This window comes from Candidatus Tisiphia endosymbiont of Ptychoptera albimana (genome assembly GCF_964026605.1).
GTDB lineage: Bacteria > Pseudomonadota > Alphaproteobacteria > Rickettsiales > Rickettsiaceae > Tisiphia.
On the sequence record NZ_OZ032164.1, the window covers coordinates 703,802 to 720,418 of the forward strand.

16 protein-coding genes and 2 tRNA genes are annotated in these 16,617 nt (G+C 32.3%); 10 read left to right on the forward strand and 8 right to left on the reverse strand.

The genetic code is table 11. The features are described from left to right. Positions 1 to 244: 244 nt before the first annotated feature. The 7 genes from AAGD36_RS03380 to AAGD36_RS03410 all read left to right on the forward strand — a co-directional run bounded on the left by AAGD36_RS03380 (position 245) and on the right by AAGD36_RS03410 (position 5,635). A complete protein-coding gene (locus AAGD36_RS03380) occupies positions 245 to 880 on the forward strand; it encodes an epoxyqueuosine reductase QueH (protein ID WP_341755955.1) in 636 nt (211 codons plus the stop codon). Positions 881 to 1,019: 139 nt separating this feature from the next. Further along, positions 1,020 to 1,955 (forward strand): TAXI family TRAP transporter solute-binding subunit, encoded by a 936-nt coding sequence (locus tag AAGD36_RS03385; RefSeq protein ID WP_341755956.1) that lies wholly within the window; start codon positions 1,020 to 1,022, stop codon positions 1,953 to 1,955. Positions 1,956 to 1,985: 30 nt separating this feature from the next. Beyond that, positions 1,986 to 2,414, forward strand: a complete 429-nt coding sequence (locus AAGD36_RS03390) for a universal stress protein (protein WP_341755957.1) — start codon at positions 1,986 to 1,988, stop codon at positions 2,412 to 2,414. Between the two features lie 65 nt (positions 2,415 to 2,479). Continuing rightward, entirely contained in the window at positions 2,480 to 3,634 is a 1,155-nt protein-coding gene (gene dapE, locus AAGD36_RS03395; RefSeq protein ID WP_341755991.1) for a succinyl-diaminopimelate desuccinylase, read from the forward strand. A gap of 46 nt (positions 3,635 to 3,680) precedes the next feature. Next, a tRNA-Leu gene (locus AAGD36_RS03400) sits at positions 3,681 to 3,765 on the forward strand. Between the two features lie 93 nt (positions 3,766 to 3,858). Continuing rightward, complete coding sequence (gene tig / locus AAGD36_RS03405) at positions 3,859 to 5,190, forward strand: trigger factor (protein WP_341755958.1); 1,332 nt, start codon at positions 3,859 to 3,861, stop codon at positions 5,188 to 5,190. A 46-nt stretch (positions 5,191 to 5,236) separates the two neighbouring features. Then, positions 5,237 to 5,635 (forward strand): DUF2660 domain-containing protein, encoded by a 399-nt coding sequence (locus AAGD36_RS03410; protein WP_341755959.1) that lies wholly within the window; start codon positions 5,237 to 5,239, stop codon positions 5,633 to 5,635. 773 nt (positions 5,636 to 6,408) lie between these two features. Here AAGD36_RS03410 and AAGD36_RS03415 read toward each other — a convergent pair. The 6 genes from AAGD36_RS03415 to AAGD36_RS03440 all read right to left on the reverse strand — a co-directional run bounded on the left by AAGD36_RS03415 (position 6,409) and on the right by AAGD36_RS03440 (position 13,307). Continuing rightward, positions 6,409 to 7,623: a DEAD/DEAH box helicase gene (locus AAGD36_RS03415; RefSeq protein ID WP_341755960.1), complete on the reverse strand. Its 1,215-nt coding sequence runs from the start codon at positions 7,621 to 7,623 to the stop codon at positions 6,409 to 6,411. Between the two features lie 611 nt (positions 7,624 to 8,234). Next, entirely contained in the window at positions 8,235 to 8,444 is a 210-nt protein-coding gene (locus tag AAGD36_RS03420; RefSeq protein WP_341751689.1) for a cold-shock protein, read from the reverse strand. Positions 8,445 to 8,684: 240 nt separating this feature from the next. After that, on the reverse strand, positions 8,685 to 9,386 hold the full coding sequence (locus AAGD36_RS03425) for a TraX family protein (RefSeq protein WP_341755961.1): 702 nt from the start codon (positions 9,384 to 9,386) through the stop codon (positions 8,685 to 8,687). A 160-nt stretch (positions 9,387 to 9,546) separates the two neighbouring features. Then, positions 9,547 to 11,070 (reverse strand): murein biosynthesis integral membrane protein MurJ, encoded by a 1,524-nt coding sequence (gene murJ, locus AAGD36_RS03430; RefSeq protein WP_341755962.1) that lies wholly within the window; start codon positions 11,068 to 11,070, stop codon positions 9,547 to 9,549. 70 nt (positions 11,071 to 11,140) lie between these two features. Then, positions 11,141 to 11,680 carry an inorganic diphosphatase gene (gene ppa / locus AAGD36_RS03435; RefSeq protein ID WP_341748398.1) on the reverse strand — a complete coding sequence of 180 codons (540 nt, stop codon included), beginning with the start codon at positions 11,678 to 11,680 and terminating at the stop codon, positions 11,141 to 11,143. A gap of 4 nt (positions 11,681 to 11,684) precedes the next feature. After that, positions 11,685 to 13,307 (reverse strand): class I SAM-dependent methyltransferase, encoded by a 1,623-nt coding sequence (locus AAGD36_RS03440; RefSeq protein ID WP_341755963.1) that lies wholly within the window; start codon positions 13,305 to 13,307, stop codon positions 11,685 to 11,687. A 199-nt stretch (positions 13,308 to 13,506) separates the two neighbouring features. On the opposite strand from AAGD36_RS03440, the gene AAGD36_RS03445 reads away from it, so the two are divergent. The 3 genes from AAGD36_RS03445 to AAGD36_RS03455 all read left to right on the forward strand — a co-directional run bounded on the left by AAGD36_RS03445 (position 13,507) and on the right by AAGD36_RS03455 (position 14,981). Continuing rightward, a tRNA-Gly gene (locus tag AAGD36_RS03445) sits at positions 13,507 to 13,581 on the forward strand. A 54-nt stretch (positions 13,582 to 13,635) separates the two neighbouring features. Further along, positions 13,636 to 14,163, forward strand: coding sequence for a c-type cytochrome (locus AAGD36_RS03450; protein ID WP_341751685.1), 528 nt, complete (start codon positions 13,636 to 13,638; stop codon positions 14,161 to 14,163). Between the two features lie 344 nt (positions 14,164 to 14,507). Continuing rightward, a complete protein-coding gene (locus AAGD36_RS03455; protein WP_341751684.1) occupies positions 14,508 to 14,981 on the forward strand; it encodes an NfeD family protein in 474 nt (157 codons plus the stop codon). Between the two features lie 449 nt (positions 14,982 to 15,430). On the opposite strand, the gene AAGD36_RS03460 is transcribed toward AAGD36_RS03455, so the two are convergent. Together AAGD36_RS03460 and rsmI are read right to left on the reverse strand one after the other, a co-directional pair. Then, a complete protein-coding gene (locus AAGD36_RS03460) occupies positions 15,431 to 15,688 on the reverse strand; it encodes a hypothetical protein (RefSeq protein WP_341755964.1) in 258 nt (85 codons plus the stop codon). A gap of 57 nt (positions 15,689 to 15,745) precedes the next feature. Beyond that, a complete protein-coding gene (rsmI, locus tag AAGD36_RS03465; protein ID WP_341748393.1) occupies positions 15,746 to 16,597 on the reverse strand; it encodes a 16S rRNA (cytidine(1402)-2'-O)-methyltransferase in 852 nt (283 codons plus the stop codon). Positions 16,598 to 16,617: the final 20 nt, after the last annotated feature.

Consider the following 16,617-nt stretch of genomic DNA (forward strand, 5'->3'; position numbering starts at 1 on the left):
GTGATAATATAGCTAACCCGACTAACATTTATCCATTTGTTTCAACGAAAAGGATGTCATTCCCATGAAGGCGGGAATCTATAATATTTCAAGGTTCTTTGAACACTATTTTAGATCACCGCCTACGCGGGGATGACAACATTGCCCTAGATCAACTGTGGATAAATACTAATCGAGTTAGCTATATTGTATGTTATTTTAAGATTTTATAAAGAAACTTACAGAAAAAATTTAGCAGATAATTATGAATGAAATTCTAGAAGTACCAAATGGTGAAAGTAAAGTATTACTCCACTCCTGTTGTGCTCCATGTTCAGGAGAGCTGATGGAAAAAATGTTAATGTCTGGTATTAATTTAACTATTTTTTTCTATAACCCTAATATTCATCCTAAAAAAGAGTATGAAATTCGTAAAAATGAAAATATCCGTTTTGCTGAAAAAATGGGTATTAGCTTTATTGACGCAGATTATGACGTGCAGAATTGGTTTGCAAGAAGCAAAGGTATGGAATATGAACCAGAAAGAGGTAAACGCTGTTCTATGTGTTTTGATATGCGTTTTGAACGGACAGCTCTTTATGCCTATGAGAATGATTTTAAAGTTATTACCAGTTCTCTTGGTATTTCCCGCTGGAAAGATATGAATCAAATTAATGAATCGGGTATCAAAGCTGCTTCTCATTACGATGGAATAACTTACTGGACTTATAATTGGCGTAAAGATGGAGGTAGTAGTAGAATGTACGAAATAGCTAAACGTGAGAATTTTTATAAGCAAGAATATTGTGGCTGCATCTATTCACTTAGGGACACCAATAATTGGCGTAAGTTAAATAACCGCAGTGAAATTGAAATTGGAGAAGAATATTATAAGGGATAAGGATTTTTTTACACATGAATTGTAATAATTATCTTGATTATCAATAATAGTAAAGGTACTTTGGATAGGGAAAATGATTTATTAAATTTTAAGTCTTTAAGTATTAGTGGTCAATTATTTTTAGTGTATAGTGTTATTTATGAATAATTTCAGAGTTATATTGGTAGTTTTTTGCCTGTTTTTTACTAGTAATTGTGTTTTTGCTTCGCAAAGAACCGTGAAAATTGGGTCTGGTTCTATTTTAAAGGGGTATTACTCTATTGGGTTGGATTTGTGTAAAACCTTTACTTTAGCTGATAAAAGTGTGAATTGTGAAGTAGTACCTACCAGTGGAGGTGTTGAAAATTTAGCTTTGCTAAAAGAAGGTAAGATAGATTTAGCTTTAGTTCAATCTAATGTAGCACTTGAGGCATTTGAAGGTACTGGATATTACTCTAATACAGAAAAAATGCAAGAAATGCGTCAGGTACTTAATCTATATGATGAATTTTTTACTGTTGTTGTAAAAAATCAGGATGAGATAAAGACTTTTTCAGATATTGAGGGTAAGAGAATATCAAATGGCTTGCCATTCTCTAGTAATACTATTACCTATAATGCTATAAGGAAGTTATATAATTTTACTAAAGAACCAATAGATGGTGATGAAATTAATTATGAAGAGTCAATAAAAGAATTTTGCAGTGGTAAAATTGATGTGATAATGATGACGGTAGGTCATCCTAATGCCTTGATGGGATTTACTGCTAATAGCTGTAAAGTTGATTTTGTACCTATTGAAGATAATAAAATTGCACAATTAATTGCCACTAATAAAGCTTTTCATAAGGCATTACTGGATAAAAGATTATATCCTGGGATCACTCTCGATCAGAATACAGTAGCAGTAACAGCAATTTTAGTTACTAATAGTAATATGGATTCTAAACTATTGGATAAATTTATCGGGATGTTTCACAAAAACGTAAAACATTTTAAACATTCTAATTATATGTTATATAATATAGATATTGAGCATTTTGCTGATACTAATAATTTTGTTTTGCCAAAACATTCAGTAGTAAGAAATAGATAATAATATAAATGCACCGGAGTAGTGTTAATTGTGTTTAAAAATATAATAATACCAATAGATTTGTCGGATAAACAATCAGTTAAGGTGATATTACCAAAGGCTTTAAGTTTTGCTACTATCTTTAGTGCCAAATTACATTTTCTTTATATCATTTCAGATTTCGGTATGAAAATGGTTGAGGATTATTTGCCTAAAAGTTGGGCAAAAGATCAAAAAGAAAAATATCGGGTACAAGTAACAGAATTAATTAGACAATATGTGCCGGAGGAGATCGAAGTTGAATTGCATATTGGTCGAGGGGCAGTATATGATGAAATAATACAATATACTAATGAAGTGAAAGCTGACTTAATCATTATTTCAGCAGTCAGACCACAACTCAGAGATTATATGTTAGGTCCTAATGCTTCCAAGATTGTGCGGCACTCGGGTGTGTCTGTTTTGGTTGTCAGAGAATAAAACATTGGCTAGATATGAGAGAGGAATTTTTAGGAAGAACTATAAATTGATGACTACTGGAGGTTATCTTGATAAAATTTCTTGAAGACTTAATTAGTTTTCAATCAGTAACTCCTGAGAGTAGTGGTTGTATTGAATATATTAATGATTTATTAGAAGAAAATGGTTTTAAGACTGAAATCAAAATATTTGGAGAGGATAATTATAAAGTAACCAATCTTTATGCTGTTTATGGTAATGCAAGACCTAATATTTGTTTTGCTGGACATGTTGATGTCGTGCCAACAGGTGATAAGGCATTATGGCTTAACGACCCTTTTATAGCAACTACCGTAGGTGATAAAATTTATGGTAGGGGAGTTGTTGACATGAAGGGAGCGATAGCATGTTTCCTAGCTGCTAGCTTAGATTTTATTAAGTTAAATCCAACTCCGCATGGTTCAATTAGTTTTCTAATTACTAGCGATGAAGAAGGAAACGCCAAATATGGCACTGTGGAAATGTTAAAATATTTGCATAAGGGTGGTAATAATTTGATCGATCTTGCTATTGTAGGTGAACCAACAAATGAGCATCAAATAGGCGATACCATAAAAATTGGTCGGCGAGGAAGTATTAACTTTAACTTAGTTCTATATGGTACAATGGGGCATGTGGCATATCCATTACAAGCCAGTAATCCGATTACTCCTTTAGTTCAGATACTCAATGAGTTGGTTAATTACCGACTGGATGAAGGAAGTGAATTTTTTCAACAGTCAAATCTAGAAGTTACGTCTATTGATGTAGGTAATGATGTTACTAATGTAATTCCTTCAAAAATTACAACAAAGTTTAATATTCGTTTTAATGATCTTCATTCATCATCGAGCATAACAGATTTGATAGATCAGATAATTAATAAATATTGTGCGAAATATAACTTTAAATATGAATTAAGTAGTGTAACTTCAGCTAATTGTTTTATCCAAGAACCAGTAGGGTTAATTGCCGATTTTGTTCGGGTAGTATCTAATACAACAGAAGTATATACAAAATTATCTACTAGTGGTGGTACTTCTGATGCGAGGTTTATCCAAAATTATTGTCCTGTTGTGGAATTTGGTTTACAATCTAATACAGCTCATAAAATTAATGAATACACAGAAATTAACGATTTACAAAGTCTGTATCATGTGTATTATAATTCTCTGATAAAATTCCTAACTGAACCTATTTAATTCAAGTTGTTAAAACAATCTATGTTAAGGTTAGGGATGCAGCTATGCGGGTGTGACGAAATTGGGAGACGTACTAGATTTAGGTTCTAGCGCCGCAAGGCTTGGGGGTTCAAGTCCCTCCATCCGCACCACAAAATAATAATACAAAAACTGAAGAGCTTGATTTAATTTAGTAGCTCTTCAAGTTTTCGTAAGGTTTTAATATTGCTAATGAGTTTTTTAGTATGCAAGTCACAGAACTTAAAAATGAAGGTCTAGATTTTGAAGTTAAAGTAGTCCTTCCTTCTTCTAAAATTGCCAATGAAGTACAAAAAGAATTATCTAGTTTAGCAAAAAAAGTTAAGCTTGATGGATTTCGTGTTGGTAAAGTGCCAATCAGCATTGTTAATAAAAAATATAAGCAATCTGTTAGGTCTGATGTGGTAAACCATGAAATTAATCATGCAGTACAGCATGTTATTAAAGATCATAAACTAAAAACAATAGGTGATCCGCAGTTAGAAAATTTACGTAATGAAGAGAATGAGGATATAGAATTTACTCTAAAATTTGAATTATTACCTGATATTGAATTGCCAGATTTTAAAAAAATGAAAATTACTCATCCAAAGTTAGTAATTAAAGAAGATGATATTAATAAGCAAATAGATAAGCTTGCATCTATATCAAAAATTTATAATAAAGAAAGTAAAGGGAAAGTAAAAAAAGGGCAGGAAGTTACTATTGATGCGATTGGTTATGTCAATAATGAGGCTTTTGAAGGTGGTAAGGTTACAGATTATAAGCTAGTAATTGGTAGTGGAACTTTTATTGAGGGATTTGAAGATCAGCTTATTGGAACTAAGACTGGAGATGAGGTAGAAGTCAACGTTAAATTTCCTGAAGATTATAATATGGAGCAAGTCGCAGGTCAACCGGCTAAGTTTATTGTACAAGTAAAGGCAGTACATTCTGCTGATGAGGTAGTTATTGATGATGAGTTTGCTAAGAAATTTAATTGTGAAACACTAGAAGAGTTACGTGATAATATTTCTAAAAGCATAGAAAATGAATATAGTGAGCCTATACGCACTTTAATGAAAATGAGCTTATTTGATCAATTAGAAAAGCTATTAATGTTTAATGTTCCTAAATCTTTAATAGACCAAGAGATAAGTATTCTGAAATCTCAAATGGAGGGCAATAGTGACTCAAATTCGATATTTAAGGATAAATCAGAAGCAGAAATTAGTGAGTATTATAATAAGATAGTCTTACGTCGTGTTAGAATAGGTTTAATGTTATCCGAATATATGAAAATTAAGAATTTACATATCGAGCAGAAAGATCTTATAAGTGCTATTATGGCTCAAGCAAAGAAGTTTCCAGGTCAAGAAACAGCAATATTTGATTTTTATAAAAAAAATCCTAATGCTCTTGAACGCTTAAAAGGTCCGTTATTAGAAGAAAAAACAGTACAACATATTTTTGACAATGAAGTGATCTTAGAGGAAAAAAATTATACGAAAGAAAAGCTTGAAGAATTTTTAGCACAAGAAGAAGATCGTGTGGTATAGAGTCAAGTAGCAGGGCATTATCAGTAAGATATATTTGGAGGGTTTTATGCAAAATACTAATTTGATAATCGCTGTAGTAGGTTTATTTCTAGTGTTTGTCGCATTCTTTATTTATAAAAAGAGCAAGAAAACATCGGTTAGAACGCTTGTTGATGATCCTAATAATGCAGAACCATTTAATAAAGAAAATAATAAAAAGAACCTCTCACTCAATGATAGAGTCGAGCTATCTTGGAAGTTTTTATATGAAATTACAGAATTAATTATTAGTAAATTCTCTAAAAAGGATGTAGAGTTAGTAAATAAACTTGGTCATATCCTGCTAGATAATGGAATGAGATATGAGCATGTAGTAGATCTTGGTATCAAACAACAGGCTATATCAAGGGTTGCAAGCATTGAACAACAAGCATATTCCCAATCTCAGAAAACTTTGGGTAAATAAGTATATACTCAAATGATTTGAAGAATTGGAACGGAAAACAAGGGGTGAGCGAACGGAGCGTAGATGAGCTACGTGAGTACGCGAATTCCCCGCAGTTTTACGGAGACAATTCTTCAAAGCAGAAGAATATACTCCGGTAGAACTTCAAGAATTGGCATTCCCGCGACCCAAGATCGAAGCTGCCTAGTTACTCATGTACGCCTAGCAGCTCGACTTTGCTACTGCCTAGCTCTTCTTGAAGTTATACTATCGTCTACCCAACTCTTCATATACTCAAATGATTTAAAAAATTGGTTTCGATAGTTGAGAGCTATTAACCATAGTACCCTACATTTTTTATATAACCACTAGACCTCCTTCGAAACTCACTTATGCTGAGGGATTTGAAGGAGACGCTTCACCTCGAACCGCAGCGTACTCTAATTCCGTTACGGATTCGAGTACCGCATCATTGTCCAAATCACCAGCAGAAGTAGAGTTTCGAAGGAGGTCTACTATTAAAATAGCTGCTGATCGTCTATTAGTGAGGAGCCGCTGGAAGCGGCGACACGGCAATCCAGGATACGCGAAGCATTACTCTAAAAAAACAGCTTCGCTGTTTACCTAGATCGCCACGACATCTAAAGAGCCTTGCTATAACGATTATAGAAAAATGTAGGGTACTATTGTTTAAGCCTTACAACAGCACTTCGCTAATAGACGGTTTTTTAACTTTCAATGTAGTTGTGCTTTAGACACGACGACCTTAATTCTTGAAGTTCTACCTGAGTATATTAGAATGCTTTATTATTTCTAGCAGGACCAGCATAAGGTTTCCTATCATTATTATTACGAGGAAAATAACTTTTTTTGCCATTATGACCATTAAATGGTTTCCTGCGATTCTTACTTTCCCTCATATCTGCTCTTGAAGTAGTTTCACCTTGATTTATTAGGCGGTCAATAGCTTTCCATCTGATATTATCTTCTGGCGAAATGAATGATAATGCACAACCTGAGAGACCAGCTCTACCAGTTCTACCTATTCTATGCAAATAATCTTCTGGAGCCATTGGTAAGTCATAATTGATAACATGCTGTGTATGAGGTATATCTAAGCCACGAGCTGCAACATCTGTTGCCACCATGATCCTATGACGAGAAGAGCGAAATGATGAAATTACACGATCACGTCTACCTTGTGTTAAATCACCATGTATAGCTTCAGCTTTGTGATCTTCAAATTTCAACATTTTTGCAAGCTGATCAGCACCACGCTTAGTTTTTACAAAAATAATTATAGAACCATCACGTTCATTTAATTGCTTTATAAGCTCAGGAAATTTCTCTTTATCAGAAACACGCAAAGTTTCTTGTTTTATTTGAGATGCAGCCTTAGTAGTTGATCCAACAGTAATACGATGAGGATTAACCACGTATTTTTGCGATAATGCAATAATATGTTTTGGCATAGTAGCTGAAAACATTAAAACCTGGCGTTTTTCAGGTATATATTTATTTATCTCTTCTAATTGTTCTTTCATACCCATATCAAGCATTCTGTCCATTTCATCAAGTACTACCAGTTGGATAGTATTTAATTTTAAAGTACCACGAAGTAAATGATCTATGATACGACCTGGTGTGCCAATTATAACTTTAGGATTTACTTTTAGTTGTGTAAATTGTTTATGCATTGGTTCACCGCCTATCAAAACCGCACTAGGAAGTTTTATTTGAGTAGTTACCTTAGTTAAAGTATCACGCACTTGAGTAGCTAATTCCCGAGTTGGAACAAGTACCAAAGACATTGATTTAGTCTGTATAAAAGAATTGATTATTGGTAGCAAATAGGCAAGGGTCTTACCCGAACCAGTTTGACTAGAAGCTAGAACATCATTACCTTGCATAGCAACCGGTATGGCCTTTCTTTGAATTTCCGTTGGAGAGGTTATGTTCATGCGTTCAAGTGATATAATCACTTCATTTGGTAAATTAAAACTTTTCATTATATAAGTCCAATATTATTTATCTTAAATTAAAAATGCTCAAATGCTTTACCCCAATTCGGGATTTTAACCGTCTATTAGCGAGAAACCGCTGCAAGCAGCGACACGCAAATTCAGGATAAGAATTAACTAATTCTTATCCCGAATTGGGGTGCGATGTGGCAATCTTGTGAAGGAGACCTTATACTTCATGAAGATTGCCACAGTGCCTAACGGCACTTCGCTAATAGACGATTTTTTAATAAGAATTAGTTAATTCTTATCCAAAATTGAGACACCCTAGGCTATTAAACCAATGTCTTACATCGAATTCAGGTTAGTCAAAGCATTTGAGTAAACATATATTCTATACTTTAAAAGAATAAGTGTATGATTAAGTTCTTACGTTATAATGTGAGTTGTCAGTTAATTGTGTAGTAAAAAACTATTATATTATGATGTAACAAAATATACTCACATGACCCAACAAAATTATAACTTTAACTTACAGTGAAACACTGAATTACAAAAAATAATCCATGAAGTGTATAAAAAGATGATACTACCCAAAATTCACTAGTTTAATAACCACTCATAAATTTTGAGTAGTTGCTTGTAGTTTTAAATAAATATTATTTTATTTGTAGATTAACAGCAGAAATTTTCCCCTTATTATCTTCTAGATCAAAGCCAACACTTTGACCTTCATTAAGATTACGGATACCGGCACGCTCTACAGCCGAGATGTGAACAAAAACGTCACTACCCCCATCGTCTGGCTGGATGAAACCGAAACCTTTGGTTGTATTAAACCATTTAACCTTACCTACTTTAGTAGCCATAAAAACCTTTTAGTATAGAGTTACTTATTCGAACTTAATTCACAACTCTTCCGTAGAAATTAAACCAAATAAATTGACAGATACAAGGTTTTCATGCTATTAAAGAGTTAATTATTAAACTCAAGCAAGCATGTTACTCTTTTTCTTAATAATTGTCAACAAGGGATAAGACAATTATGTGTAGATTCTATATTTTTCTTTGAAACATAGATATTTTAGCACAGTTTATTAACTGATTTATCAATTCTGTAAGTAGAATTTGAAAAATAAAAATTGTAAAATTGCTAAATGTATAGCATAGATATATAAAGCATTATGGCTTATAATTCGCAAATTTATAGCAATTTTTTGCTCAAAATTTCTTGCAACCATAAATATATATTGCAAAACTCCAAATATAACTACTATAAGTACATAGATATACGACAAGGGAAAAACAGCAATGGTATGCAGTACAGTCAAAATCATAGATATTGCAAGGGCAAGCCTAAGATTACCTAGATCATGTTTAGCTATATAGCCAAGTAACATGATAGCTAAACCTATGGTACCATAATCAACCAAAAACCAAGTGCAGAACCAAAGAGTCCCAAGGAAGACAACGTGACAATAACCCTTATAGAAAAAATTATTTAGGCTATTTTGAAAACAATAAAGATAGCATTGACCTAGAAAAATAGGAATAAGTATGTTAGTTGTGGTGAACTTCTTAAATAATATGGTAGTAAAAATATGTAGTAGAACCCCGACTACAAGGATTTTAATTTTTGGTTTTTTATGAAAATTATAGCCAACAAAAAAGCAGAAAATCGGCATACTAATACGACCGATAACCCGCATTATTTCATATTCAGGGAAAAAGTATAACCCTAAATGATCTATCACCATGGTTATTATGGCTATAGTTTTCAAAAAATCTTGATAATTAGATTCAGTTTTCATCATTAATAAATTAACCTCAAATATCGATGTAACGAGTTAGTAGATTGAGCATAATTCTTGTATAGTTGGTGTTTTTGATCCACGTTTGCAAAGCCCCCCACTTTCGTAGGAATAACACCGAAGCGATTTAACCTATGTCTTACATAGAACTAAGGTTAAATTATTTTGGATAAAGTTTAAAATAATAAACCATTAGAAAAAACGTTATCGCTCCAGCTAAAATTGTGGCTGCAAGCATAAAAGTTTTTACTAATAATAATTCGGAATAATAATATTCAGAACAATAGTGCTTAATCACCAAAATTACTAGTACCATTATTACGCAGCTGAATAAAATCTTGCCACAAAAAGAGTATAATTTTGAATCAATGAAAGAATGACCATATTTCTTTGTATATATGTATAACAACCAAACATTATACCAAGCGGTAATAGAACAGCCAAGAGCGATACCAAGATGACCAAATGGTTTCATCAGAACGATATTTAATATAGTATTCACAGTAAGAGAATATAATGTTATTTTTAAAGGAGTTTTCGTATCACTATTAGCATAAAATATAGGCATCAAAATTTTGGCAAGTATAAAAGCTGGTAAACCAAGGGCAAAACCGGAAATAGCTTCAGCAGTTTTAATTGTATCAGCATAAGTAAAAGCTCCACGCTCATATATTACATGAATGATTGATTCTGATAAAGCGATAATACCGAACGCAGCTGGCAAAGATAATAAAAGTCCAACTTTAATAGCATTATTTTGAATCCTTGCCGCTTTTTCTAAATCATTCATTTGGTATGTTTTTGATAATTCTGGTAATAATATCGTACCAAAAGTTACCCCTATTATAGATAAAGGAAATTGGTATATTCTATCTGCATAGGATAATATTGAAATTGTCCCTTCGATGAAGCTAGCTATTGATTGCGAGATAAATAAGTTAAGTTGCTGAAATCCAGAGCTAATAGTCGCTGGACCCATACCAAACAAAAACTTTTTTACATCTTTATTACATGGGTCAAAAACTAGTGGGAATGATAAACCAACCCTAATTACACAAAAAAACATAAAGATAATTTGTAATAACCCAGCAATCAACAAAGATAAACTAATCGATATAGGAGTAGATATATGTTCTTGTAATATTACTGTTGTAATTATAACAGTAATACTTAAAATGATCGGAGAAAAAGCAAAAGCTGCAAATCTTTTTACTGAATTTAAAATTCCCCCTAGTAAAGCACTTACCGAGATAAAAATTAAATATGGCATGGTAATGCGACACAAAATAACTGTCAAATTAAACTTGTCTATATCTTCATGAAAACCAGGAGCAATGATGAACATTAATGATGGCATGAAAACCTGCATTAACACTACTACACTTACTAAAGTAATAAGTAAAATAGTAAAGATAATTCCAGTGAAATGGCGTGCTGCTTCTCGAGATTCTATGAGTTTTGTATTAAAAATAGGTACAAAAACGACTGAAAGCGCCCCTTCCCCAAAAATACGCCTAAATAGGTTGGGTAATTTAAAAGCAACATTAACACTATCAGCAATATTACCAGCACCAAATAATGAAGCAATGAATAATTCGCGAGCCAAACCAAATATACGGGAGATTAAAGTAAAGACAGATACTATAATTCCAGAACGAAATAATGTATATCCTTCGCCTTTCATTTAAGCTGCCTCGATATCATGTAAGCACTGTTCTTCACCTTATCGTTTTCGGTCATAAAGCAAATGCCAATTATTGATTTTCTATCTTAGTAGATACCCTTAATATACCTTCATTAATCAACTCCTTAGCTTTTTGAGCATTTTCCCAGCCAGTTACCTTCACCCACTTACCTTTTTCTAGATTTTTATAATGTTCAAAAAAATGTACTATACGTTGTTTCAACATCGGGCAAAGATCATCTAAATCTTTTATTGAATCAAAAGTAATATCTAGCTTAGAGCTAGGCACAGCGATAATTTTTTCATCCAATCCAGATTCATCTTCCATCATTAAAACACCAATAGGGCGTGACCTAATCACAGAGCTAGGTATGACAGGATAATGTGATACAACCAATACATCTACCGGGTCTCCATCCTCTGATAAGGTGTGCGGAATAAACCCATAATTACATGGGTAAAACATAGCGGTTTGCATAAACCTATCAACAAATATTGCTCCTGATTCCTTATCCATCTCATATTTTATAGGACTATCTTGCATTGGAATCTCGATAATCACATTTATCTCTTCATGACCGACTTTGGTCTTAATTTTTTCAACTAACATCACTTTACCCAATTAATAAATAATTCATTTTGCATTTTTGCAAGCAAATATCTACATAGTGACTAATAAATGGCTTTAAAAGGTTTTCGTCGCTTATCTTACCATTTTCATTAGATGCCACTAATACTCCAGCAGCAAATTTTTCAAATATTTTTTCTTCAATCTGTTGTATAGAGTTGTGTCCATCTAATAGTTCAATAATATGTTTTTCATGTAATTGCAATGGAACAACAGCATTAACTCGATTTGTCACAAACAAATTAGTTGAGTCTAATTTTTGGGCTTGATATCTTGCTAAATCGCTTACTTTTGGTTTGGACGAAATGTCATATATTGACTGAGGTCTTGTTGCAAATATTTGTACGTACCCTTGTAACACTAGTTTTATAATTACAGAATCTAATTCTTCTCTAATATCTTTAAGCTGTAATTTTTCTAATTTTTTCATAGCCAATTCACAAATTTGATCCAAAGTCAAAGGATTACCAATATTATCAGCATAAACATAGAAAACTGCCTTTATTATAGGAGAGGACGTCGAAATATTAGGGGATTCTGAATTATTATAATGAAATCCCAAACTTTCTACTGTATTATTCATATCCACTTCGTTTTCAGACATGACTGGTATAATATTAAAAGTAGTATAAAAATCACTTAACTTACTTGGTTCAATTGTCCTATTTATAGTGACATTATTGTGGCATAATAAAGTAGTCCTAAATTTACGATTAGTGATAAAATCCATATATTGTTCGGTTCTAACAATATCATTTATCGCTTGTAATTGCTCTGCAGCCTTGGCAGGTAAATTACCGACAAACATCGCAGAGAGTGTAGAATCCCCAAGGTAATTTAAATTATGTTTTCTAGCTGTACTTATAAATTCATTGAAATAAAAAGCTGTATTTTCTTCTCCAAGATATTCATGTAGTAAATATGAATCATTTGTAGTTTTAAGAAGTTTAGTTTCGTGTTGTAAGAATTTAGAATAAGAATTATCTGAACCTTCTAAAGAATCAGTAACAAAATCTAATAATAATTTAGCTTGTTGTATTTTACTATGGTTGTCAGTAAAGGTGCTACTGTGAAACATCATCATATCTCTGATAGTTTTTTGCATATTCCAGCCTGGTAGAGTATTATAACTAATAAAGACAATACCGTTAGGGTTTAATAATTTATTGCAAATTTCAAAAATCTTGTCCTTAACTATAGTAGACACCCACGAGATTACTCCATGGCAAATTATATAATCAAACTTACCAACTGACTCATCAAGATTTAGTATAGATAAGTGTTTTAGTTCAATATTTTTAAGACCTAAACTCTTAATTGTTTCCATGCCATTAACAATTTGGACCTTTGACAAATCAATTCCTAAAGAATAAGATTTTGGGTAACTTTCAGCAAAATCAATCATATTGCCACCTTCAGCACAACCAATATCAAGTATCCTAGCAGTATCTATAGCAGGAGGTTTCATGTTAAATAATAGACCAATAGTTCTTAAATGTTCCGGTCTTGTATAAATAAAAGGAAAACTTTCATAAGGGAAATCATCATAATTAATATTATTTATTTGCTTTTCTAGTAAAGTGTTATTAGGATTATTTTTTTGCCCCATATATTTGCTCCATGATAAAAGTAATAATTTCTAGTGGATTTAGTTATTTTAAGCAAGGATTTTCTACATTTCTATAGGATACCTAATTAAAAGTATCTACGATTAAAATTAAATTTCTTTTGATGTTATTTCTTCTTGATCTTTTTACAGTATTTCCTTATATTCATGAGTTGTTTTTATATAAGTGAGCCTTTTAAAAGCGGGTGTAGCTCAGGGGTAGAGCGCTACCTTGCCAAGGTCGAAGTCGAGGGTTCGAATCCCTTCACCCGCTCCAATATAAAAATGGTTCTAAGATAATACATATTCTCTCTACGGAGACGACCTAAATATGTCTGGAATAGAGTTAAATAAAATTGCCGCTTCTATTTTGTTAGCCAGTTTAATTGCAATGATGGTAGGGTTTATAACAAATATTTTGTATAAGCCTGTTTTACATCCTGAATCTCGAGGTTATAGTGTAGAAGTAACAGAAGATTCTCATAGTGACCTTGACTCTAAAGCTACTGTAGAAGCACCAGTGAATATAGAAGAATTGATGAAAACTGCTAATGCTGAAGCAGGAAGGGAGATAGCAAAAAAATGCCTAATGTGCCATTCTCTTGATAAGAATAAAGCTAATAAGGTTGGACCACATCTATGGAATATCGTTGGGGCAGAAAAAGCTAAAGCAGAGAATTATAAATATTCAAGTGCTTTATCCAGCAAAGGGGGAATTTGGGATGAAGAAAGTTTATTTCATTTTTTGCATAAACCTAGTCAATATATACCTGGTACAAAGATGACTTTTGCTGGTTTAAATAAACCTCAAGATATAGCTAATGTTATAATGTTTTTAAAGACATTTGTTCATGACTAAATTCTCCCTTGATACCTCAATTTCGGATTAATTTCATTAATCCGAAATTGGAATGAGAAAGTAAACAATCAGGCTTAAAGAGGTTTGACGCCTGATTGTTAAATATTTCATTTGCTAATAATCTTATTTTTATACCAATAAAAATAAGATTATTAGCGATAATAGATTAAAATGCATTCGTAGAAGCACTTCAAGAATGCATTTCTCTGATATTATAGCCAGTTTTGGATTAAAATTAAAAATTTTAATCCAAAATTGAGGTTTGATGTACGCGAATTCGGGATAAGAATTTGTCAATTCTTATTCCAAATTCGGTGAAATCATTTATCTATAGAAGGTATCCTATGATCCTATCTGAAATTTCAATAGTAGAATGGTGGCTGATCGCTGGCGTTATTTGTATAATTATAGAATTTGCTAACATTCCAAATGTTGGTTTTTTATTTTTAGGTCTAGGTGGAGTATCTACTGCAATAATATTAAACAATTACCCGGGTCTTTTAAAATACCAGTATATAATTTTTGGCTTTGCTTCTTTTATGTGGCTGATTACCTTATGGTATCCGCTAAAATTTTATGTTTACAAGAAATATGATAAGTACGAATATTCTGATATGGTTGGTAAGGAAGTAGTGGTATACAGCAATGAACTTCTAGTAGGGGAAACAGGACAGGTATTGTGGTCAGGAACTATTATGAATGCTAAACTCAGCAAAGATACTATAAAATCAGTACATAAAGGAGATATACTCCGCATAGTGCAAGTTGATGGTAATGTGCTTATATGTACTGCAAGAAATGGGAGTGTTACGAACTGATTTTTTTTGGTAATTTTGTTGTCAAAATTTGCTTTTGCTCTATAACAATTGTCTGTGTATGCGAAGCACAACTGTTGAAAGTTTACAAATACCTATACCACAGCGTCATATATGGACTTCGTCCATATATGACGTGTAGAGAAGGTGTATACTGCTCGTAAATGAAGAGTTGGTAGACGATATACTCGATGAAAATCAAGAATTGCGTCGTCATTATCCAATATCTGCAGTGCTCACGTACTATACTCAAATGATTTGAAGAATTGGATTTGAAAACAAAAGACAAGCAAGCGGAGCGTATATGTAGTCACACTACTGGACAAAAAGGTTAGGTTGGTTGCACAAAGTGTAACTTAAACAATTTTATGATTAAGGAATCAAAAAATTGCTTAGAACGACTATAAGCTTGTTTAATTGATCTTATACCTAACTGTAGTACAGAATAACTCCTACATCCTAGAGTTTTCTTCATTTTTATCGGTTGCTCTTGCTCTCCAATTGCCCCTATTTTTATTGCCATTGCATATATTATAAATAAACATTTTATAATATTCCCTATCTCCTAATATTTCCTCTATCTTTTCCTTACCAAATTCCTCTATAAATTTCGATATTACTGCAATTTGATCGTCTGCCGTACATGCTCCTTTATAAGGAATTATTTTATATATTAATGGCATAGCAATTTTATTATATGATACCGACAATACTAATATATTTCTTATCTCCTGTCCTAATTCCCAAGTGGTTCTATCTAAGTATTATTAATCACTTGAATTCTTGATTTTATTAACTATAGAATATATTTCTTTTTTGCTGTAGCTTCTTCCAAAATTTTCATTAGCTATATCTGTGACACTTTTTGCACTCCATCCTTTAGATAAGTATAAATCTATAAATTTTTTTAAGTCATCTGCAAGAAGAGCTTTATGAGGTTCAGAAGCACTAGAAATTAGCAGTACTATTTCGCCCTTGATAATATTCGAGTTATAGAAATTTAGCACATCTTCTATTAACCCAGACTTTACTTCTTGATAAAATTTAGTAAGTTCTCGTGCTACACATACCTCCCTATTACCAAAAACAGTAAAAGCTGTATGTAGCGATTGTTCTATTCTGCTAGCAGTTTCAAAAAAAATCAAAGTTGCTTTTATATTAGATAATTCTGTAAAAATCTTCTTTTTACCTTCTGTAGTTTTTGGTAAGAATCCAGCAAATAAAAAGCGATCTGATGGTAATCCAGAAATGGTTATAGAGGTAGTTAATGCCGAAACGCCCGGCACTACATCTATGTGATAATTCAGTTTCCTTAAATCTCTTACTAGTTTATAACCAGGATCAGCAATTAACGGTGTTCCAGCATCGGATATTAGGCTAACTATTGCTCCATTATCAATTAATGTGCGGATAAATTCTCTTTCTTGATAATCACTATGATCATTATATACTTGTAACTTAGTCTTTATATTATGTTTTGCTAGTAATTTTCTTGATATTCTAGTATCCTCACACAGTATAATTGTGGAATTTTTTAACGTTTCTAAAGCCCGGAGTGTTATATCATCTAGGTTACCAATAGGTGTTGAGACAATGTATAGCCCTGGTTTAAAGATCATAATTTAATCCTATAAGTAAG

Bases quoted from the DNA above. Each gene is read 5' to 3' on its own strand.
- AAGD36_RS03380 (WP_341755955.1), top strand. From the start codon at position 245: ATGAATGAAATTCTAGAAGTACCAAATGGTGAAAGTAAAGTATTACTC.
- AAGD36_RS03385 (WP_341755956.1), top strand. From the start codon at position 1,020: ATGAATAATTTCAGAGTTATATTGGTAGTTTTTTGCCTGTTTTTTACT.
- tig (WP_341755958.1), top strand. From the start codon at position 3,859: ATGCAAGTCACAGAACTTAAAAATGAAGGTCTAGATTTTGAAGTTAAA.
- AAGD36_RS03410 (WP_341755959.1), top strand. From the start codon at position 5,237: ATGCAAAATACTAATTTGATAATCGCTGTAGTAGGTTTATTTCTAGTG.
- AAGD36_RS03415 (WP_341755960.1), bottom strand. From the start codon at position 7,623: ATGAAAAGTTTTAATTTACCAAATGAAGTGATTATATCACTTGAACGC.
- AAGD36_RS03420 (WP_341751689.1), bottom strand. From the start codon at position 8,444: ATGGCTACTAAAGTAGGTAAGGTTAAATGGTTTAATACAACCAAAGGT.
- AAGD36_RS03425 (WP_341755961.1), bottom strand. From the start codon at position 9,386: ATGAAAACTGAATCTAATTATCAAGATTTTTTGAAAACTATAGCCATA.
- murJ (WP_341755962.1), bottom strand. From the start codon at position 11,070: ATGAAAGGCGAAGGATATACATTATTTCGTTCTGGAATTATAGTATCT.
- ppa (WP_341748398.1), bottom strand. From the start codon at position 11,680: ATGTTAGTTGAAAAAATTAAGACCAAAGTCGGTCATGAAGAGATAAAT.
- AAGD36_RS03440 (WP_341755963.1), bottom strand. From the start codon at position 13,307: ATGGGGCAAAAAAATAATCCTAATAACACTTTACTAGAAAAGCAAATA.
- AAGD36_RS03450 (WP_341751685.1), top strand. From the start codon at position 13,636: ATGTCTGGAATAGAGTTAAATAAAATTGCCGCTTCTATTTTGTTAGCC.
- AAGD36_RS03455 (WP_341751684.1), top strand. From the start codon at position 14,508: ATGATCCTATCTGAAATTTCAATAGTAGAATGGTGGCTGATCGCTGGC.
- rsmI (WP_341748393.1), bottom strand. From the start codon at position 16,597: ATGATCTTTAAACCAGGGCTATACATTGTCTCAACACCTATTGGTAAC.